Origin of the sequence: Mycobacterium sp. (assembly GCF_035633495.1) — a bacterium.
Classification (GTDB): Bacteria; Actinomycetota; Actinomycetes; order Mycobacteriales; family Mycobacteriaceae; genus Mycobacterium.
Genome location: NZ_DASQEU010000004.1, coordinates 63,158 through 83,531, shown reverse-complemented (window position 1 = coordinate 83,531; position 20,374 = coordinate 63,158). Strand labels below are relative to the sequence as shown.

19 protein-coding genes, 2 tRNA genes and 1 pseudogene are annotated in these 20,374 nt (G+C 65.9%); 13 read left to right on the top strand and 9 right to left on the bottom strand.

What is annotated here, in order from left to right; all coding sequences use genetic code 11:
- The 6 genes and pseudogenes from VET27_RS01010 to VET27_RS00985 all read left to right on the top strand — a co-directional run.
- A pseudogene (locus VET27_RS01010) lies at window positions 1-113 on the top strand (rhodanese-like domain-containing protein); the annotation flags it as partial.
- Window positions 114-118: 5 nt separating this feature from the next.
- A complete protein-coding gene (locus VET27_RS01005) occupies window positions 119-994 on the top strand; it encodes a sulfite exporter TauE/SafE family protein (protein ID WP_526514519.1) in 876 nt (291 codons plus the stop codon).
- Between the two features lie 70 nt (window positions 995-1,064).
- Complete coding sequence (locus VET27_RS01000; protein WP_526514518.1) at window positions 1,065-1,334, top strand: metal-sensitive transcriptional regulator; 270 nt, start codon at window positions 1,065-1,067, stop codon at window positions 1,332-1,334.
- A gap of 58 nt (window positions 1,335-1,392) precedes the next feature.
- A complete protein-coding gene (locus VET27_RS00995; RefSeq protein WP_526514517.1) occupies window positions 1,393-2,004 on the top strand; it encodes a class I SAM-dependent methyltransferase in 612 nt (203 codons plus the stop codon).
- A gap of 95 nt (window positions 2,005-2,099) precedes the next feature.
- Entirely contained in the window at window positions 2,100-2,831 is a 732-nt protein-coding gene (locus VET27_RS00990; RefSeq protein ID WP_526514516.1) for a peroxiredoxin, read from the top strand.
- Entirely contained in the window at window positions 2,831-3,163 is a 333-nt protein-coding gene (locus VET27_RS00985; RefSeq protein ID WP_526514515.1) for a rhodanese-like domain-containing protein, read from the top strand. Before VET27_RS00990 ends, VET27_RS00985 begins: the two co-directional genes overlap by 1 nt.
- A gap of 110 nt (window positions 3,164-3,273) precedes the next feature.
- Here the strand turns inward: VET27_RS00985 and VET27_RS00980 are convergent, their stop codons facing one another.
- Entirely contained in the window at window positions 3,274-3,894 is a 621-nt protein-coding gene (locus VET27_RS00980) for a DsbA family oxidoreductase (RefSeq protein ID WP_526514514.1), read from the bottom strand.
- Window positions 3,895-4,112: 218 nt separating this feature from the next.
- On the bottom strand, window positions 4,113-4,481 hold the full coding sequence (locus VET27_RS00975) for a carboxymuconolactone decarboxylase family protein (RefSeq protein WP_526514513.1): 369 nt from the start codon (window positions 4,479-4,481) through the stop codon (window positions 4,113-4,115).
- Window positions 4,482-4,606: 125 nt separating this feature from the next.
- Here VET27_RS00975 and VET27_RS00970 point away from each other — a divergent pair, with 125 nt between their 5' ends.
- Entirely contained in the window at window positions 4,607-6,340 is a 1,734-nt protein-coding gene (locus tag VET27_RS00970; RefSeq protein WP_526514512.1) for an aminotransferase class V-fold PLP-dependent enzyme, read from the top strand.
- A gap of 103 nt (window positions 6,341-6,443) precedes the next feature.
- Here VET27_RS00970 and VET27_RS00965 read toward each other — a convergent pair whose 3' ends face one another.
- A complete protein-coding gene (locus VET27_RS00965) occupies window positions 6,444-8,618 on the bottom strand; it encodes a glutamine synthetase III family protein (protein ID WP_526514511.1) in 2,175 nt (724 codons plus the stop codon).
- 222 nt (window positions 8,619-8,840) lie between these two features.
- On the opposite strand from VET27_RS00965, the gene VET27_RS00960 reads away from it, so the two are divergent.
- From VET27_RS00960 to cynS, 5 genes are all read left to right on the top strand, one after another.
- Window positions 8,841-9,830 (top strand): YncE family protein, encoded by a 990-nt coding sequence (locus VET27_RS00960; RefSeq protein ID WP_526514510.1) that lies wholly within the window; start codon window positions 8,841-8,843, stop codon window positions 9,828-9,830.
- A gap of 10 nt (window positions 9,831-9,840) precedes the next feature.
- Complete coding sequence (locus VET27_RS00955) at window positions 9,841-12,177, top strand: FdhF/YdeP family oxidoreductase (RefSeq protein WP_526514509.1); 2,337 nt, start codon at window positions 9,841-9,843, stop codon at window positions 12,175-12,177.
- Window positions 12,170-12,994, top strand: a complete 825-nt coding sequence (fdhD, locus tag VET27_RS00950) for a formate dehydrogenase accessory sulfurtransferase FdhD (protein WP_526514508.1) — start codon at window positions 12,170-12,172, stop codon at window positions 12,992-12,994. The genes VET27_RS00955 and fdhD overlap by 8 nt, the downstream gene beginning before the upstream one ends.
- Before the next feature lie 120 nt (window positions 12,995-13,114).
- Window positions 13,115-14,434: a glycosyltransferase gene (locus tag VET27_RS00945; RefSeq protein WP_526514507.1), complete on the top strand. Its 1,320-nt coding sequence runs from the start codon at window positions 13,115-13,117 to the stop codon at window positions 14,432-14,434.
- 26 nt (window positions 14,435-14,460) lie between these two features.
- Window positions 14,461-14,910 carry a cyanase gene (gene cynS, locus VET27_RS00940; RefSeq protein ID WP_526514522.1) on the top strand — a complete coding sequence of 150 codons (450 nt, stop codon included), beginning with the start codon at window positions 14,461-14,463 and terminating at the stop codon, window positions 14,908-14,910.
- Between the two features lie 70 nt (window positions 14,911-14,980).
- Here the strand turns inward: cynS and clpX are convergent, their stop codons facing one another.
- The 5 genes from clpX to VET27_RS00915 form a co-directional block, all read right to left on the bottom strand.
- Window positions 14,981-16,261 carry an ATP-dependent Clp protease ATP-binding subunit ClpX gene (clpX, locus tag VET27_RS00935; RefSeq protein ID WP_526514506.1) on the bottom strand — a complete coding sequence of 427 codons (1,281 nt, stop codon included), beginning with the start codon at window positions 16,259-16,261 and terminating at the stop codon, window positions 14,981-14,983.
- Window positions 16,262-16,564: 303 nt separating this feature from the next.
- Window positions 16,565-17,191, bottom strand: coding sequence for a ClpP family protease (locus VET27_RS00930; RefSeq protein WP_526514505.1), 627 nt, complete (start codon window positions 17,189-17,191; stop codon window positions 16,565-16,567).
- Window positions 17,188-17,790, bottom strand: coding sequence for a ClpP family protease (locus VET27_RS00925; RefSeq protein ID WP_526514521.1), 603 nt, complete (start codon window positions 17,788-17,790; stop codon window positions 17,188-17,190). Before VET27_RS00925 ends, VET27_RS00930 begins: the two co-directional genes overlap by 4 nt.
- A 92-nt stretch (window positions 17,791-17,882) precedes the next feature.
- Window positions 17,883-19,286, bottom strand: a complete 1,404-nt coding sequence (gene tig, locus VET27_RS00920; protein WP_526514504.1) for a trigger factor — start codon at window positions 19,284-19,286, stop codon at window positions 17,883-17,885.
- Window positions 19,287-19,336: 50 nt separating this feature from the next.
- A tRNA-Pro gene (locus tag VET27_RS00915) sits at window positions 19,337-19,410 on the bottom strand.
- Window positions 19,411-19,508: 98 nt separating this feature from the next.
- On the opposite strand from VET27_RS00915, the gene VET27_RS00910 reads away from it, so the two are divergent.
- Window positions 19,509-19,582: transfer RNA gene (locus VET27_RS00910), tRNA-Gly, on the top strand.
- 167 nt (window positions 19,583-19,749) lie between these two features.
- Here VET27_RS00910 and VET27_RS00905 read toward each other — a convergent pair.
- The gene (locus tag VET27_RS00905) at window positions 19,750-20,001 is read right to left on the bottom strand and encodes a hypothetical protein (protein ID WP_526514503.1); all 252 of its coding nucleotides are present in this window, start codon (window positions 19,999-20,001) and stop codon (window positions 19,750-19,752) included.
- Between the last annotated feature and the right edge of the window lie 373 nt (window positions 20,002-20,374).

Genomic DNA, 20,374 nt, shown 5'->3' with positions numbered 1-20,374 from the left:
GCGCGATGGGCATGGCCCTGTCCAAGCTGCCCTACAACCGCGGCGCCACCTGCGACGCTCAAACGGTCGTCTCCCAACTCGTCGGCCCCCCCACCGACCAGAAGGCGACGTAACCGAAATGATCGCCTTGACCGTTGCCCTTGCCGTGTTCGTCGGCATCGCCCTCGGTCTGCTCGGCGGCGGCGGATCGATTCTGACCGTCCCGTTGCTCGCCTACGTGGCCGGCATGGACGCCAAACAGGCCATCGCCACGTCACTGCTCGTGGTGGGGGTCACCAGCACGGTCGGCGCCGTGTCACACGCCAAGGCGGGCCGCGTGCAATGGCGCACCGGACTGATCTTCGGCGGCGCCGGCATGGCCGGCGCTTACCTCGGCGGCGTACTGGCCCGGTTCATTCCCGGAACGTTCCTGCTCATCGGGTTCGCCCTGATGATGATCGCCACCGCCATCGCCATGCTGCGCGGACGCAAGAACGTGGCCGCGTCCGACGCCGGGCACCGCATGCCCGTCCCCAAGATCCTCGCCGAGGGCCTCGTGGTCGGGCTGGTCACCGGTCTCGTCGGTGCAGGCGGCGGGTTCCTCGTGGTACCCGCCCTTGCGCTGCTCGGCGGTCTGCCGATGCCCATCGCCGTCGGCACCTCGCTGGTCGTGATCGCGATGAAGTCCTTCGCCGGTTTGGGCGGATACCTGTCCAGCGTTCACATCGATTGGACGGTGGCGCTCGCCGTCACCGCAGCGGCAGTCGGCGGTGCCCTGATCGGCGCTCGTCTGACCGCCAAGGTCGATCCCGAAGCGCTACGCAAGGCGTTCGGCTGGTTCGTGCTCGTCATGTCCTCGGTCATCCTCGCCCAGGAGATCCACCTGGCCGTCGGCGTGGCCACCGCCGCGCTGACCGTCATCGCCGGCGCAATGTACTTCGCCTGCAACCGAAACGGATTCTGCCCACTACGCCGACTCATCCGCCATGACCACATCCCCGCGGCCACCAGCTGACCCGGCCGGCGCCCGACACGTGCCACCGCGGGACACCCCCGATCCCATCGAACACACAGAAGGACACCACATGACAGATGACCAAGACGCCGCCACCGCGGTACTCAACCGGCTGCGGCGCGCCCAAGGACAACTCGCCGGGGTCATCTCCATGATCGAACACGGCCGCGACTGCAAGGACGTCGTCACCCAACTCGCCGCAGTCTCCAAGGCCCTCGACCGCGCCGGCTTCAAGATCGTCGCTACCGGAATGCGCGAATGCGCCACCGGCGCCACCGCCCACGGCACACCACCAATGACCGAGGCCGAACTCGAAAAGCTCTTCCTAACACTGTCTTAGCCCGCGACCCAACGACACCGCATGGGCAACCCTGACCCGTCGATGAAAGGCACGACACGTGGACTCGACATCATGGGACGAGCGCTATGCCAGCCTCGAACACCCCTGGGGCTCAGCGCCCCCACACGCATTGATGTCCCGATGCGCAGCACTGCGTCCCGGACGGGCCATCGATCTCGCGTGCGGAGACGGCCGCAACACCCGGTACCTGGCCGAGTCCGGCTGGGAGGTCGAAGCCGTCGACTTCTCGCCCGTGGCGATCGAAGTGGCGAGTGGCGCGGATGACGGCGAAGACATCTCCTACACGGTCGGCGACGCCAGAGCCTGGCAGCCCGCCAAGCCTGCGGACTTGGTGGTGATCAGCTTCCTACACCTACCGATCAACGAACTCGTCGCCGTCATCACCACCGCGGGAACCTGGCTCCGCCCCGACGGGCACCTGCTCTATCTCGGCCACGCCCTGGAGAACTTCGTCTACGGCGTCGGAGGGCCGGCCGATCCCGCTATTCTGCCCGGCATCGCCGATCTGGCCCGGGCAAGCCAAGGCATGCGCGTCGTCGAACTGGCCCACCTGCTCAGACCACAAGGCGACCGTCAGGCCGTCGACGTCCTCCTTCACTTCCAGCCGTGGGATTCCGACCCCGACTGGACCCTGACGAACGGAGCGTAGCGTTCGCCACTAGGGCGCTGCGCTCGCTGCTCGTCGAGGGCACCACCGCAAGCAACCACCAATAGAACCACTTGAGAAATAGAGAATGGATTGCAATGACCACCAACGAAATTCCCACTACGACCACGGGCATGCCGCGCATCGGCGAACCGGCACCGGCCTTCACCGCGGTAACTACCCAGGGCGACATCAACTTTCCCGCCGACTACGCCGGCAAGTGGGTCATCTTCTTCTCCCATCCCGCCGACTTCACCCCGGTCTGTACCAGCGAATTCATGACCTTCGCCTCGATGCAGCAGGAGTTCGCGGCCTACAACACCGAACTGGTCGGCCTGTCCGTCGACGGGCTCTACAGCCACATCGCCTGGCTGCGCACCATCAAGGACAAGATCACCTTCCGAGACATGAAGAACGTCGAAGTCACCTTCCCGCTCATCGAGGACGTATCGATGAAGATCGCCGAGAAGTACGGGATGATCATGCCGGGCGAGGACTCGACCAAGGCAGTACGCGCGGTCTTCGTCATCGACCCCGAAGGCACGATCCGGACCGTCATCTACTACCCGCTTAGCCTCGGCCGCAACTTTGACGAACTGTTGCGCGTCATCCAGGCCCTGCAGACCGCCGACCACTTCGCGGTCGCCACTCCAGCCGACTGGCGCCCGGGCGAGCCGGTCATCGTGCCACCCGCGGGCTCCTGCGGCACCGCCGCGCAGCGGATGTCCGAACAAGCCGATGGGCTGCATTGCGAAGACTGGTTCTTCTGCACCAAGGAGATCCCCGCCGACGACATCGAGTCTGCGATCCGCGTGAAAGGCAAGGCGTGATGGACGTATTGGAAGTCGATCCGATCGGGGCGATGGGGCTGGTCGACGAGTCCGGCGCCATTCTGCTCGACGTTCGCGAGGACGACGAGTGGGCAGCCGGACATGCTCCCGGCGCCGTCCATGTGCGACTTGGCGACCTCGACCCGCACACCTTCGACACGACCCCGCCCGTTGTCGCGGTGTGCCGGTCGGGCAACAGATCCGGTTCGGCGGCAACGAAACTCGCGGCGGTCGGGGTTACCGTCTACAACCTGGTCGGTGGCATGGGGGCGTGGCAGGAGACCGGGCAACCCGTGATTCGCGACGACGGTACGGCCGGCACCGTCGTCTGATCGAGAAAGCGACGAGTTCCCACTACAGCTGGGCGGCCACCACCCGAGACGTGCAGACGCGCTCGCGTAGGATATGGCCACGGCGCTCCCCCACCGTAAGCCGTTCGCGCTCAGCCGAAGACGCGTTCAACGAACGCCTCCGTGCCCTGTTTCCAGGCGATGAGGAAATTGCCGACGTCATCGCGGCTGATGGCCAGGCCGGGACAAAACCAGTCCCCGCCGTCGTCAGTGAAGAAATGCGGCGAGCCGATCACGCCGCGGGCGCGTCCCTCGTCCCAATCGGCGTGGACCGCGGCGGACGTGGCCTCGGCGTCGAGGGGTTCGATGCCGAAGCGGTCGGCGATCGGTTCGATACCCTCGGGGCGCCCGATATCGAGCCCCTCTTCGAACACCGCGTTGCGCAGCGCCAAGCCGACCTCCTCGACCAGCACGAGATCGCCGGTGCGGTCCGCCGCGGCGGTCAGCGCGTACGCGGCCATCGAAGTGCTCGGGAAGGCATCGACGGAGAAGCCCGCGAACAGGTCGGGGCGCACGGACGCGCGCAGCGCCGAAATCTCCGTGTCGATGTGGTGCGGGTCGAGCGGCATGCCGTTGATCAGCTCGAGCGGCCAGGCCCGGATACGTAGGCGCGGTTCGGTAAGGCCGCAGTGGCTGCGCCGGTCGACCAGTGTGCGTAGCCCGACGTGAGTAAACGGACACAAGACGTCAGCAAAGACCTCGACCGTGCGCATGGCGGCGAGGTTACCCGGCCGACCGCCGGGCCGTCGATGCATCCTGCGCGCTCGCCCGGGACGCCCACCACGCCGGACCCCGACGGAGGCGGCAGGTTCACGTCGGAGAGCGACACCAGGAAAAACCCTCGCTGCCAACGGATCCGCTTCCCACGCTCGTGGCGGCAAGCGTCGCGATCGTCATCGCAGGGACTGGTGGCTTGCTTGGCCACTCCCCGTCACGTCGACTGACCTTCGCTGGCATCGGCGAACTCGCAGAAGGCGGTGTAGGCGCGCGCGCCGTAGATGGTGGCCGGGCCACCATGCATCATGATGCTGACGCCGATGACCTCGGCCGCCTCCTGCTTGGTGGCACCCGCGCGGACCGCACCACGCGCATGCGAAGCGATGCATCCGTCGCAGCCCTCGACGACTCCGATCACCATCGCGATCAGTTCCTTGATCTTGGCATCGAGCGCGCCGGTGCCCATTGCGGCCCGGCTCAACTCGCCGAACCGGTCGTAGACCTCGGGAATCATCTGCCGCAGCGCCCGATGCTCCGGCTTCAGTTCGGTGAGGACGGCGGAGTGGTGGTCGTGATCTGTCATGTGCCCAACATATGCCGCAAGAATATGAAGCAGCAGAGACTTATGACCCTGGTGTGGCACCACGCACCGGAACGACACTGGCGGTGGCGGAGTCCTGGTTCGCTACCCGAGAGGAGGGTGACCACGTGACCACCATCGCTAGGGGTGAGGGCGATCCGGTGTCGCCGCTACCGACCTCTCCCTTACTCGACCGGGTCCGGCGGGGGGTCATCGGTGAGAACGCGGTGCTCGACGGACCGTACGGTCGACGCCGGATCACCTACGCCGACTACACCGCGTCTGGTCGGTCGCTGGATTTCCTCGAGGACTTCATCCGAGGGCACGTGTTACCGCGCTATGCCAACACCCACACCGAAAGCTCCGGTACGGGACTACAGACCTCACTGCTACGGCAAGATGCGCGCCAGATCATCCACGACGCGGTGGGTGCCACCGAGAACGATCTGGTGATCTTCTGCGGCTCAGGGGCGACGGCGGCGGTGAACAAGTTGGTCGACATCCTCGAACTGCGCATCCCGTCCGGGCTGGCCAAGCGTTACCGATGGAACCAACAGATCCCCGACCAGGAACGACCGGTGGTCTTCATCGGCCCTTACGAACACCACTCCAACGAGTTGCCGTGGCGGGAGTCCATCGCCGATCTGGTGGTGATCGACGAGGACGCCGACGGGCACATCGATCTGCAACAACTGGAGCAACGGCTCGTCCACTACGCCGACCGACCACTACGCATCGGCAGCTTCTCAGCAGCCTCCAATGTCACCGGGGTGTTATCGGACACCGACCGAATCGCCACCCTGCTGCACGCGCACGGTGCCTTGTCCTTCTGGGACTATGCAGCTGCCGGTCCCTACGTCCCGATGCGGATGCGTGACAGCGCTTCCGGCCGCGATGATCACAAGGATGCCGTCTTCATCTCACCGCACAAGTTCATCGGTGGGCCACAGACCCCGGGTGTTCTCGTGGTCCGCAGAGACCTGGTGCGAAACGCCGTACCAACCGCGCCGGGAGGAGGAACGGTCGCATTCGTTGACGCGACAGAACACCGCTACCTCGATGACCCCGTCGCCCGCGAAGAGGGCGGCACCCCGGCCATCATCGAGTCAATCAGGGCTGGACTGGTTTTCGCGCTCAAGGACGCCGTGGGCACCGACCTCATCGAGCAGCGCGAACAGCAACTTTGGTGTCGGGCCCTGAACCGCTGGCAGACCCACCCGAACATCGAAATCCTCGGTCATCCTGAGGCTCAACGCCTTTCCATCGTGTCCTTCCGGATCCGTTCCGGCACGCAGCGCTACCTGCACCACAACTTCGTCGTAGCGCTGCTCAACGACGTATTCGGCATCCAAGCCCGTGGTGGCTGCTCCTGCGCCGGCCCCTACGGGCATCGGCTTCTCACCATAGACGCGCAACATTCCCACGCCTACCGCGACGCAATCGAGTTGGGTTGTGAGGGAATCAAACCCGGCTGGACCCGGATCAACTTCAACTACTTCATATCCGAGACCGTGCGCGATTACCTGATCGACGCCGTGGAACTACTGGCCTGGTACGGCCACCGCCTGCTCACCGATTACATCTTCCATCCGAACACCGGCCTGTGGCACCACCGCACGGGCCCCGCTCAGCCGCCCCTTCGGCTCGCCGATCTTTCCTACGATGATTCCGGCACCCTGCAATGCCCGACGGACTGCGCCACCCTCGGCGAATCAGCCCTCATCGATCACCTCCGAGAGGCCCACGCCCTTCTGCAGGCCCGCCCAGACGAGGTCCCCGACGGCGTCACCGGCCTACCGGCTCACTTCGAATCATTGCGTTGGTTCCCGCTACCCCAGCAATGTCTCTTGGTCGAAGGATGACTGAGCCGATCCCGGATGGAACCCCTGGTCTTGGCCTTACGGCCCGACGACAACGCCGGCACCCCGGGTGTCCGAGGCGCCGGCGTCGGCGGAATAGCAGCGCTCAGAGGATGTAGAGCATCTCCTGGTAGGTGGGCAGCGGCCACATGTCGTCGGCCACCACGCCCTCGAGCGTGTCCGCGGCCGTACGGACCGCGTCCATCAATCCCAACAGGCTCTGTGCATGCGCTGCCTCCGCGGCGGCGGAGTCCCCTCCATGCTCACCCATCGCCGTCTTCAGAGCCGTCAGCGCGCCGATCAGTTCCGAGATCGGCGTGGAGACTGCCCCCAACATGGTCGTGTCCGGCTCCATCCCCGCCGCCTTGAGCGTCGCGACGTTGGCGGCCAGCTCGGTCTGGTAGCGCATCGCCGCGGGCAGGATCACGGTCGATCCCATTTCGAGCGTAAGCTTCGCCTCGACGTTGACGGTGAGGACGTACATCTCGTAGCGGACCTCTTCGCGGCTGTGCAGCTCGCGCGCATTGAAGACGCCGTACTTCTCGAAGACCTCGATCGCCTCCGGCTTCCCCAGCTCCGGAATGGAGTCCAGCGTCGTCTTGAGGTTCGGCAGACCCCGCGCGGCAGCCTCGACCTGCCAATTCTCCGAGTAGCCATCGCCGTTGAACACCACGGCGCCGTGCTCGGTGATGATCTCGGTGAGCAGCTTCTGCACGGCGGTGTCGAAGTCCTCGCCGCCGCCGACGGCACTCTCCAGCCACGTGGCCATGTAGTCCAGCGAGTCGGCCATGATCGTGTTGAGGATGATCATCGGGACGTTGATGGTCTGCCCCGAACCCGGCGCGCGGAACTCGAAGCGGTTGCCGGTGAAGGCGAACGGGCTGGTGCGATTGCGGTCACCCGGATCGGTCGGCAGCACCGGCAGCGTGTCGACGCCGATGATCATGCTGCCCTTGCCCTTTGACGAAGTCGCCGCGCCCTTGGCGATCTGCTCGAACACATCGGCCAGCTGATCGCCGAGGAAGATCGAGATGATCGCAGGCGGGGCCTCGTTCGCACCGAGGCGGTGATCGTTGGTGGCCGAGGCCACCGACACCCGCAGTAGGCCGGCGAACTTGTGCACCGCGCGGATGACCGCGGCGCAGAACACCAGGAACTGGGCGTTCTCGTGCGGGGTGTCACCGGGCACCAGAAGGCTGCCGAACTGCGCGTTGCCCAGCGAGAAGTTGACGTGCTTGCCCGACCCATTGACACCGGCGAACGGCTTCTCGTGCATCAGGCATTCCATGCCGTGCTTCTTGGCGATGGTCTTGAACGTGGTCATCAACAACTGCTGATGGTCGGCGGCGATGTTGGCCCGCTCGAACATCGGGGCGATCTCGAACTGACCGGGAGCGACCTCGTTGTGGCGGGTCTTGGCCGGGATGCCGAGCTTGAACAGCTCGCGCTCGGTATCCATCATGAAGCCGAGCACCCGGTCGGGGATGGCGCCGAAGTAGTGGTCGTCGAACTCCTGACCCTTGGGCGGCTTGGCGCCGAACAGGGTGCGGCCCGAGTTGATCAGGTCGGGGCGCGCCAGGAAGAAGTGCCGGTCGATCAGGAAGTACTCCTGCTCGGGGCCGCAGAACGACACGACGTGATCGAAGTTCTCGTGCCCGAACAGCTTCAGGATGCGCTCGGCCTGCGTACCCATGGCCTGCTGGCTGCGCAGCAGCGGCGTCTTGTAGTCGAGCGCCTCACCGGTCATCGAGACGAACACCGTCGGGATGCACAGCGTGTTGCCGTTCGGGTTCTCCAGGATGTAGGCCGGGCTGGTGACGTCCCAACCGGTGTAGCCGCGCGCCTCGAAGGTGCTGCGCAGGCCGCCCGAGGGGAAGCTGGACGCGTCGGGCTCGCCCTGGATCAGGGTCTTGCCCGCGAACTCGGCCAGCGTCTGTCCGTCACCAACGGGCTCGAGGAAGCTGTCGTGCTTCTCGGCGGTCAGCCCGGTCATCGGGTAGAAGACGTGCGCGTAGTGGGTGGCGCCCTTCGACAGCGCCCAGTCCTTCATGACCGAGGCGACGGAGTCGGCAATGGCCGGATCGAGCTTGGCGCCCTTCTCGATGGTCGCGACGACGGACTTGTACGCCGACTTGGGCAGCCGCAGCCGCATCTCGGCCAAGGTGAAGACGTTGGCACCGAAGATCTCGCCGGGCGCCTCGGTGGGGTCGAAGCTGATCGCTGGAGGCACGTAGGCCTCGACATTGTTGATCGCCTGCAGACGGACCGCATTTCCGCTCAATTGAGTTCCTATCAACGCGTGTGTCCGCAACTGGTTCGCGGACTAGACCGGCCTACATTAGAAACGCCAGGTTCCGGGACTGTTACGCGCGCGTCACCGACAGAATGCGGGTACCCAGGAACCATGAAGTCCGTTGCCGCCCCCCTTCTCGCAGTCATATGCCTGACCGTCTCCGCATGCGGCGGGACGCCACCAGCGTCAACGCCTGACTCATCTGCCTCGTTGGGCACCCCAACCACCACGGGCTTGTTACCAACCGGCGTACCCACCGAGGGCACCCGTCCCCCCGCGGACGCTCTGCCACCGCCCGCCGAGCCGCAACGGGCGCCCGCGCCGAGCGGAACGCCACCGGGTCGCATCATGCCGGTGGGCGACGCCCCAGAGGGAGTAGTCGTCGATGCGGTGACCCGGACGGTTGCCATCGCCACGCGCAATCCCAACGAACTGGTGCTTCTCAACGCCGACACCGGCGACGTCGTCAAGCGCGTCCCGCTGCCCGGCTTCGTCCGCCACCTCCAACTCGCCAAGCCCGGCGGACCCGTCCTGGTGCCCGTCGAGAGCGCCGACGCCCTGGTTCGCGTCGACCTCCCGGGAGGCGCAGCCGAACCGCAGATCATCACCGGCACCGTCCCGCACGACGCGTCCGAGGCACCGAACGGAACACTGTTCGTGGCCAACGAGCTCGGCGGCACGGTCACCGCGATCCGCGGCGACGACATCGTGAAGGTGTTCACCGACAGCGTCCAGCCCGCAGGCCTGGCGCCCGTCGGCACCGCGATGGGGCTGCTGGACGTGCGCAAGAACGATCTGACGGTGTACGACGCCGACACGCTCACCATCGTCGGCTCCACCCCCGCGGGGGCCGGCCCCACCCATCTGGTCGCGGACAAACATGGTCGGCTCATCGCCACTGACACCCGGGGCGACGCGGTGCGGGTCTTCACGACGGAGCCGCGGGAAGTGGCGAGTGTGCCCCAGCCCGGCGGGCCCTACGGCATCACCTACGACGCGGTGCGCGACCGCTTGTGGGTGGCCTCGTCGGGCACCAACGAAGTGATCGGCTACGACATGGCGTCCGAGACTCCGCGAGAGGTCGCGCGCGTCGCGACGGTGCAGAATCCGTACACACTCGGCGTCGACTCCACCACCGGCCGCCTCTTCGTCGCGGGCGTCACCGGCGGCGTGGTGCAGATCGTCGACGGACCGGCATAGATTAGAAGCCATGGGAATTCGGCATCGGATGACGGGCCGCGATGTCACCCACGACATCCCGGTGGAGTACGACGAGCGCGCCGCCGTCGCCACCGGCGCCGAGCACGAGGCTGCCGGAGTGCGCGCGGTAATCGTGTCGCTACAACGCGGCCTGACGTCGATGGGACCGCTACGTACCGCCGCCGCCCTCGTCCGGCTGAACCAGCGCAAGGGGTTCGACTGCCCGGGCTGCGCCTGGCCGGAGGAACACGGCGGCCGCAAGTTCGCCGAGTTCTGCGAGAACGGCGCGAAGGCCGTCGCCGAAGAGGCCACCAAGCGCGTCGTCACACCGGACTTCTTCGCTCGCCACTCGATCGCCGACCTGGCCGATCGGCCCGAATACTGGCTCAGCCAGCAGGGCAGGCTCACCCATCCGGTGATACTGCGAGCCGGTGACGATCACTACCGACCGATCAGCTGGGACCACGCCTACCACGTCATCGCCGAACACCTGCGCGCGCTGCGCAGCCCCGATGAAGCGGTGTTCTACACGTCCGGACGGACCAGCAACGAGGCGGCCTTCCTCTACCAATTGCTCGTCCGCAGTTTCGGCACCAACAATCTGCCGGACTGTTCGAACATGTGCCACGAATCGTCGGGCGCCTCTCTCACCGAGTCGATCGGCATCGGCAAGGGCTCCGTCACCGTCGAGGACCTCGAGGACGCCGACCTCATCCTCATCGCCGGGCAGAATCCCGGCACCAACCACCCCCGCATGCTGTCGGTACTGGAGAAGGCCAAGGAGAACGGCGCGCAGATCATCGCGATCAACCCGCTGCCCGAGGCCGGCCTGATGCGGTTCAAGGATCCGCAGAAGGTCCACGGCGTCGTCGGCCACGGCATCGGCATCGCCGACGAGTTCGTGCAGATCCGGCTCGGCGGCGACATGGCGCTGTTCGCGGGACTGGGCAGGCTGTTGTTCGAAGCCGACGACCGCGCGCCCGGCACCGTGATCGACCGCGACTTCGTCGCCCAGCACTGCGCCAACTTCGAGGCATACGAGGCACAAGCCCGGGCCGTCGACATCGACACCGTGCTCGAGGCCACCGGCATCGACCGCCCACAACTCGAGCGGGTCGCGCGGATGATGATCTCGTCCGAGCGCACCATCGCGTGCTGGGCCATGGGCCTTACTCAGCACCGTCATGCGGTGCCGATGATCTCCGAACTCACCAACCTGCTGTTGCTGCGCGGCATGATCGGAAAGCCCGGCGCGGGCGTGTGCCCGGTGCGCGGGCACTCCAACGTGCAGGGTGACCGAACCATGGGCATCTGGGAGAAGATGCCCGAGACGTTCCTGGCCGCACTGGACGCGGAATTCGGCATCGTCAGCCCACGCAAGCCTGGGATGGACACCGTCGACGCCATCCGAGCGATGCGGGACGGCCGCGCCTCGGTGTTCATGGGAATGGGCGGCAACTTCGCGATGGCCACGCCGGACACCGAGGTCACCGAGAAGGCCTTGCGCAGCTGTGCGCTCACCGTGCAGGTCTCGACCAAACTGAACCGCAGTCACGTCGTACACGGGACGACGGCGCTGATCCTGCCGTCCCTTGGCCGCACCGACAAGGACCTTCAGTCGGGCGCCAAACAGCAAGTCTCCGTTGAAGATTCGATGTCGATGGTTCACCTCTCCCGAGGTAGCCTGCAGCCACCGAGCGATCAGGTGCGCAGCGAAGTCGCGATCGTCTCCCAGCTGGCCCGCGCCCTCCTCGGCAAGGACCACCCGGTGCCGTGGGAAGCCTTCCAGGCCGACTACGACCGGGTCCGCGATGCGATCGCCGCCGTGGTCCCCGGCTGTGCGGACTACAACCGGAGGGTCCGTCAATCAGATGGCTTTCAGCTCCCCCACCCGCCACGTGATTCCCGCGAGTTCCCCACCGCCACGGGCAAGGCCAACTTCGCGGTGAACCCGCTGGAATGGATTCCGGTTCCCCAGGGTCGGCTGGTGCTGCAGACCTTGCGCAGCCACGACCAGTACAACACGACGATCTACGGGCTCGACGATCGCTACCGCGGTGTGAAAGGGGGCCGCCGGGTGATCTTCGTCAACCCGCTCGACATCGCTTCACTCGGCTTCAGCGACGGTGCGCGCGTGGACCTCGTCTCCGAATTCACCGACGCGACAGGCAAACTCGAGGAGCGGCGCGCCGAGGACTTCTTGGTCGTGCCGTATTCGACACCGGTCGGCAACGCCGCGGCCTACTACCCCGAGACGAACTCGCTGGTCGCCTTGGATCACGTCGCGGCCAGATCGAATACGCCGGTTTCCAAGGCAGTGCTGATCCGGCTCGAAGCCCGTGGGTAGGGTCACCGCCCGCCGCCGGGCCAGCCATCTGACCGCCGACGCGGTGACCACTCGGCCCGAGACGCTGGCCGTCGAGGAGCCGATGGAGATCCGCGTCAACGGCACCGCGATCACCGTGACGATGCGAACCCCCGGGTCCGATGTCGAACTGGCTCAAGGCTTTCTGCTCACCGAGGGCGTCATCGGCCAGCGCGACGACATCGCCACCGTGCAATACTGCCGCGGCGCGGGCGAGGACGGGGTCAACTCCTACAACGTGCTCGACGTGACGCTGGCACCGAGCGTCGCCATGCCCGACGTGGACGTGACGCGCAACTTCTACACCACGTCGGCCTGCGGGGTCTGCGGCAAGGGCTCGATCGACGCCATCCGGCTCATCACCCGATACTCCCCCGGTGACGACCCCACCGTCGTCACCTCGGAGAGGTTGTCGGCCATGCCCGATCAACTTCGCGGTGCGCAACGGATCTTCGCCACCACCGGTGGTCTGCACGGTGCTGCGCTCTTCGATGTGGACGGCACCATGCTGGTCGTCCGCGAAGACATCGGACGGCACAACGCCGTCGACAAGGTCATCGGCTGGGCGGTGGAGAACGACCGCATTCCGCTGACGGGGACCGTCCTGCTCGTCAGCGGACGCGCGTCGTTCGAGCTGACGCAAAAGGCGGTGATGGCGGGCATTCCCGTCCTCGCCGCCGTCTCCGCCCCGTCGTCTCTTGCCGTAGACCTCGCCGCTCAGGCCGGCCTGACCCTGGTCGCGTTCCTCCGCGGCGAGTCCATGAACGTCTACACCCGGCCGGACCGCGTCAAGCACTGACCGGTCTTCGCGCAATCTCCACCCGTTCTCCACACAGTCTCCAAGCCCGACCACCCCCTCGTCGCGAAACATCGACTCCCGTCGATGCACGTACGAACCCACACGAGGGAGCCAATACCCATGCCAGAGATCCTGATCGCAGCATGTCCACCCGTCGGTCACGTCGCCCCCCTGCTGAACGTGGCGCGCGACCTCGTGGTCCGCGGGTACGACGTCACCTTCCTCACCTCGGCGCGGTACGCCGACAAGGTCCGCGCCACGGGTGCGACGCCACACGCGCTGCCGTACGGCGCCGACTACGACGACTCGTCCTTCGACGACCTGCCCGGTCGCGCCGCAACGTCGGGAATCGCTCGCGTCAATTTCGACGTCAAGCACGTCTTCGTGCGACCGCTGCCGCATCAGGCCGCCGCCATCGACGAGCTGATGGCGGGCACGCGGTTCGACGCCATCCTGGCCGACGCGTTCTTCCTGGGCGTGTTGCCGATGCTGCTGGGCGACCCCGCGCTCCGGCCTCCGGTGCTGACCTATACGACCACGCCACTGTTGCTCTCCAGCCGGGACACCGCGCCCAGCGGCACCGGCATCCTGCCCGGCGCGGGCGCGATGGGACGACTGCGCAACCGGGCGCTGAACGTCGTGGCGCAGAAGTTCCTCCTGCGCGCGTCCCATCGCAGTGCCGAGACCATGCTCAAGGCGCTCGGTCTGCCTAAACTGCCTGTCTTCGTGCTGGATTCGGCCATCCTCGCCGATCGGCTGATCGTGCCCACGGTCCCGGAGTTCGAGTACCACCGCGGCGATCTGCCCGACCACGTGCGGTTCGTCGGCGCGGTCAGCCCCGAACCCGCCGACGGCTTCGTCCCGCCGCCGTGGTGGCACGAGTTGTCGGGCGACCGTCCCGTCGTCCACGTCACGCAGGGCACCATCGACAATGCCGACCTCGGCCGGCTGATCGAGCCGACCATCGAGGCGCTCGCCGACGAAGACGTCACCCTCGTGGTGACCACCGGCGGGCGACCGGTCTCCCAGCTCCGCGGGCCGCTGCCCTCGAACACGTTCGTCGCGGAGTTCATCCCCCACGACGTTCTCCTGCCCTCGGTGGACGTCATGATCACCAACGGCGGCTACGGCGCCGTGCAACGGGCGCTGATGACCGGCGTGCCGCTGATCGTGGCGGGCAACACCGAGGACAAGCCCGAGGTCGCCGCACGCGTCGAATGGTTTGGCGCCGGAGTGAACCTGCGCACCGGCGTCCCCACCGCGGGGGTGGTGCGGCGCGCAGTGCGCCAGGTGCTCGAAGACGACGCGTACCGGACGGCGGCGCGGAACCTGCAGTGCGCCTACGCCCGCCGTGACGGAGTCGCCGAGATCGCCGTGCTGCTCGACCAAGTCATCGGGGAACGCCGACTCCGTGCCCGCGCGCACCCTTCACATCTGTGATCCCCTGAGGTACGACGAGAGACGAGATCACCCAGCAGATCGTCGCGGCCCGGCTCGCCAAGGCGCTTACTTGGCAGCAGCTCGCCGACGCCGTCGACCGCCCGGTCGTGTGGACGACGGCTGCGTTGCTCGGCCAGCATCCGATCCCGCCGGAGATGGGTGCCATCCTGACCGAGATGCTCGGCCTCGACGACGCCGTGGTACCGGTGCTCGCCGCGGTGCCGATGCGCGGCGGGTTGCCGACCGCGGTGCCCACCGACCCGACGATCTACCGGTTCTACGAAGCGCTCTCGGTCTACGGTGGAGCCATCAAGGAGCTGATCCACGAGCAGTTCGGCGACGGCATCATGAGCGCCATCAACCTCGGCGTCGACATCGACAAGAAGGAACATCCGGCGGGCGATCGCGTCGTCGTCACCTTCGACGGCAAGTTCCTGCCCTACGACTGGACCAAGGCGCCAGGCACAGACTCGTAGCCGCACCCAGATTGCGCTGAGGGTCGTGAATCACGCGGATTCACGACCCTCAGGGCAATCTCGAGAGAAGCTAGGCGCTCTTGTCGCGGCGCTCGGTACGCGGCGGCTTGCGGGGCACGATCGTCGGCAGCACGTTGTCCTCGACGGTCTCCTTGGTCACGACGACCTTGGCCACGTCGTCGCGGCTGGGGATGTCGTACATCACCGGCAGCAGGACTTCTTCCATGATCGCGCGCAACCCGCGAGCACCGGTGCCACGGTGAATGGCCTGGTCGGCGATGGACTCCAGCGCGTCGGGGGTGAACTCCAACTCCACGCCGTCCATCTCGAACAGTCGGTTGTACTGCTTGACCAACGCGTTCTTGGGCTCCGACAGGATCGTGACCAACGATTCCTTGTCGAGGTTGGTCACGGACGCCACGACCGGCAGGCGGCCGATGAACTCAGGGATGAGCCCGAACTTGATCAGGTCCTCCGGCATGACCTCCGCGAAGTGGTCCTGCGTGTCGATCTCCGCCTTCGAGCGCACCTCGGCACCGAAGCCGAGGCCGCGCTTGCCGACCCGGTCGGACACGATCCGCTCCAGGCCCGCGAAGGCACCCGCGACGATGAACAGCACGTTGGTGGTGTCGATCTGAATGAATTCCTGATGCGGGTGCTTGCGGCCACCCTGCGGCGGAACCGAAGCCTGCGTGCCCTCGAGGATCTTCAGCAACGCCTGCTGCACACCCTCGCCGGAGACGTCACGCGTGATCGACGGGTTCTCGCTCTTACGGGCGATCTTGTCGACCTCGTCGATGTAGATGATGCCGGTCTCGGCGCGCTTGACGTCGTAGTCGGCGGCCTGGATCAGCTTGAGCAAAATGTTCTCGACATCTTCGCCGACGTAGCCGGCCTCGGTCAACGCGGTGGCGTCCGCGATCGCGAAGGGCACGTTGAGCATCTTGGCCAGCGTCTGCGCCAGGTACGTCTTGCCGCAGCCGGTGGGGCCGAGCATCAAGATGTTGGACTTGGCCAGCTCGACGAGCTCGGCACGCGAATCGCGTGACTTCTCCTGCGCCTGGATGCGCTTGTAGTGGTTGTAGACCGCGACGGCCAGCGTGCGCTTGGCGGTGTCCTGACCGATGACGTAGCCCTCGAGGAATTCGCGGATCTCCGCGGGCTTGGGCAACTCGTCGAGCTTGACGTCATCGGCGTCGGCGAGTTCCTCTTCGATGATCTCGTTGCAGAGATCGATGCACTCGTCGCAGATGTACACGCCGGGGCCGGCAATGAGTTTCTTGACTTGCTTCTGGCTCTTTCCACAGAACGAGCACTTCAGCAGGTCACCGCCGTCTCCAATGCGCGCCATTGTCCTGCGGCCCTACTTTCCTGATCGCCGTCGGTATGTCTCGGTTTGGTGGATCACCTCGGGTGTGCTCCCGACGCTACCCGTATGTTCCGGCACCTTGCGACCGATAAAGCCGAATAGCGCCGTTGATACTTGCCTGCGTTGATGGAGAACATATCCCCTGCCATCGCCGGTAGCCCTCCGGAACGCACCGCGCGCCGTTGGCGTGTCGTCGTCGCAACCATTACGAGAGCGTTCTGCGACCACCGTACCCGCGCCCGGCGAAGGGTGACTCGGAGAATCGCGGTCGCGCCGGACGGTCGGTCAGGCGGGCTGCGCAGACAGTTTGCGGTACTCCAGGACCGTGTCGATGATCCCGTAGTCCTTGGCATCCGCCGCGGTGAGGATCTTGTCGCGGTCGGTGTCCTTGCGGATGACGGCAGCATCCTTGCCGGTGTGGCGGGCCAGAGTCGTGTCCATCAGCGTGCGCATGCGCTCGATCTCCCTGGCCTGGATCTCCAGATCGGAGACCTGACCCTGGATCGCTCCGCCGACGGCGGGCTGATGGATCAGAATGCGGGCGTTGGGCAGCGCCATCCGCTTGCCCGGGGTACCCGCGGCGAGCAGCACGGCGGCGGCCGAAGCGGCCTGACCGAGGCACACCGTCTGGATGTCGGCACGCACGTACTGCATGGTGTCGTAGATCGCCATCAGCGACGTGAACGAGCCGCCCGGGGAGTTGATGTACATGGTGATGTCGCGGTCGGGATCGAGTGACTCCAGCACCAGAAGCTGCGCCATGATGTCGTTCGCCGAGGCGTCGTCGACCTGCACGCCGAGGAAGATGATGCGCTCCTCGAACAGCTTGTTGTACGGGTTGGACTCCTTCATGCCGAAGCTGGAGTGCTCGATGAACGACGGAAGGATGTAGCGCGCCTGAGGCTGAGTCATGAGGCACTCCCGTTGAAGTTGGCGTGGGTGATGATGTGGTCGACGAAGCCGTACTCCAACGCCTCGGGGGCCGTGAACCAACGGTCGCGGTCCGCGTCGGTCTCGATGCGCTCGAGCGTCTGACCGGTGAACTCGGAGTTGAGCCGGTTCATCTCCTTCTTGGTCAGAGCGAACTGCTCGGCCTGGATCGCGATGTCCGCGGCACTGCCACCGATGCCCGCACTCGGCTGGTGCATCATGATGCGCGCGTGCGGCAGGGCGTAGCGCTTGCCCCTGGTGCCTGCGGCGAGAAGGAACTCACCCATCGACGCGGCGAGGCCCATCGCGTACGTCGCGACGTCGCACGGCGCGAGAACCATCGTGTCGTAGATCGCCATGCCCGCGGTGACGGAGCCACCGGGCGAGTTGATGTAGAGGTTGATGTCCTTGGTGGGATCCTCGGCGGCGAGCAGCAGAATCTGCGCGCACAGCCGGTTGGCGATGTCGTCGTCGACTTGGGTTCCCAGGAAGATGATCCGCTCGGCCAGCAACCGCTCATAGACGGAGTCGATGAGGTTGAGCCCCGACGCGCCCGAACGCATGTCAGTCACGACTGGAATACCTGCTTTCTCGAGTTTTCGTACTCTGCCATTGACACTAACCAAACCTGCGCGGCGACCACTCCTCGACGGGCGAGCGTTCGCTCACAGCGTCACTTGGCCTCGTCGTCCTCGTCATCGTCAGCGGCGTCGTCAGCGGTCACGTCGGTGGCGACGTCGGCTTCCGCCTCGGGCGTGGACGTTCCGAAGAACTCCGTCGTGTCGACTTCGTTGCCCTCGGAATCGGTGACGGTCGCACCGTGGACCACGGCCGCGATGGTCAGCCCACGGCGGACGTCGGCGAACATCGCGGGCAGCTGATTGTTCTGCTGCAGCACCTGCAGAAGCTGCTGCGGCTCGATGCCGTACTGCCGCGACATGAGCACCAGGCGCTCGGTGAGGTCGTTCTGACCGACCTGGATGTCCAGCTGGTCGGCGATGGCATCCATCAACAGCTGGGTCTTGACGGCCTTCTCCGCATTCGAGCGGTTGTCGGCGTCGAATTCCTCGCGGCTGCTGCCCTCGGCGGCGAGCGCTTCCTCGAACTTGGCCTCATCGTGGTCTAGGCCGTGGATGGCGTTGTGAACTGTGTCGTCGACCTGCGCCTGCACGATCGCCTCGGGCAGCGGCACCTCCACCTGCTCCAGCAGGGTCTCGAGCGCCTTGTCGCGGATCTGCTCGGCCTGGCCGATGCGCTTGGTCTGCCGCACCTGATCGGCGAGGCTCTCCTTGAGCTCGTCGATGGTGTCGAATTCGCTTGCGAGTTGGGCGAATTCGTCATCGGGCTCAGGAAGTTCACGCTCCTTGACCGACTTGACGGTGACGGTGACCTGAGCCTCCTGGCCGGCGTGATCGCCTGCGACCAGCGTGGTCGGGAAGACGCGCGTCTCGTCGGCCTTCAGCCCCGTGATGGCTTCGTCGAGACCCTCGATGAGCTGGCCCGAGCCGACTTCGTGGGACAGGCTCTCGGTCTTGGCCTCGGGGACGTCCTCACCGTCGACGGTCGCGGACAGGTCGATCGACACGAAGTCGCCGTCCTCGGCGGCACGCTCGACGCCCGTGAGGGTGCCGAAGCGGGCACGCAGGTTCTGCAGCTCGGCGTCGACCTCGTCGTCGGACACCTCGATCGGGTCGACGGTGAACGTCAGCGTGGACAGCTCGGGCAGCGTGATCTCGGGTCGGACGTCCACCTCGGCGGTGAACGTCAGGTCTCCGCCGTACTCCTTGCTGGTGACCTCGATCTCGGGCTGCCCGAGGGGCTGCACGTCCGAGCTCGCGACGGCCTCGCTGTAGCGGGCCGGAACGGCCTCGCCGACGACCTGGTCCAACATCGCCTGCTTGTCGATGCGCGATTCCAACAGCTTCACGGGAACCTTGCCCGGCCGGAATCCCGGCATGCGAATCGTCTTGGCCAGTTCCTTGAACGCCTGGTCGAAGTCGCCCTGCAGTTCGGTGAAGGGCACCTCCACGTTGATGCGAACCCTGGTCGGGCTCAACTTCTCGACGGTGCTCTTCACGGCGTTGCTCCTTGCATGTCTGTGTCTCGACGTGGGTGTCGTTCGTCCGGTCGGGGTGACAGGATTCGAACCTGCGGCCTTCCGCTCCCAAAGCGGATGCGCTACCAAGCTGCGCTACACCCCGTGCTTCACTGCCGTCGGAATACTACGGGCTGACCTCGCAACGCCTTCAATTGGATTTGAATACGGCGGCGCCGGTACAGTCTCCCGTGCAGTGTTAACGCGGGCGTAGCTCAATGGTAGAGCCCTAGTCTTCCAAACTAGCTACGCGGGTTCGATTCCCGTCGCCCGCTCCACAGCTACCAGCCCACGCGGCGATGCCATTGCGGGTGATCGGCCTGCGGGCGATGCCGTGATCCCGCATCGATCGAGTGCCGCCGAGGGTTCGCTTCCCCCACGAGAGTAGATGGGCGTCCACCGGGCAGTGCACGAATCGTCGCGGCAAGCATCGCCGAGTCACACATCACCGCTGGAAGCCGTCCCACTTCGGGTCATAGCCCAGGCCACGCCACTTGGGGTCGGAGTGGCTGCCGACCGCTGGCAAAGAGTCCGGCGAGGCGTAGATCTGCACATTGCCCGTCGCCTGACAGTCGGTCGATCCTCCGGTGCGCAGGCAGGACTGGCCTTCGGCCGCCGAGGCAGTTGGCGCGGTGACGACCACCGCCAGTGCGACGGCGCCCAGCAGGGATGCGGTGCGATTCAGTGTCCATCTCACGATGACGTGACCCTTCATTGCCTCGTTGCTCCGATACCACGACTATACCCCCCTAGGTATATACCGGGTTGACGCCGTCCTCACAGCCAAGGCAGCAGCTGCTGGCCTCAGGAGGCCACGGGCACCCTGCGCGGGCCCGTTCGACTCCCGTCGCCCGCTCCAACTAACAGCAGCTTTGTTGGTGGCACACGTTCGATTGGCGCATGGTCTCGCATTGGTCGCGTAATGCTTGCGTTTCCTAGACTGTGCAGCCCGGAATAGATGTTGATCGCGTTGGCCGAAATGGGGCCGATCACGATGGCCGGCGGTGCGGCTTTGGCCAGCGGTGCGGCGAGTTCGCTGGTGAAAAACCCCGGTGGGATCGCCCAGATTG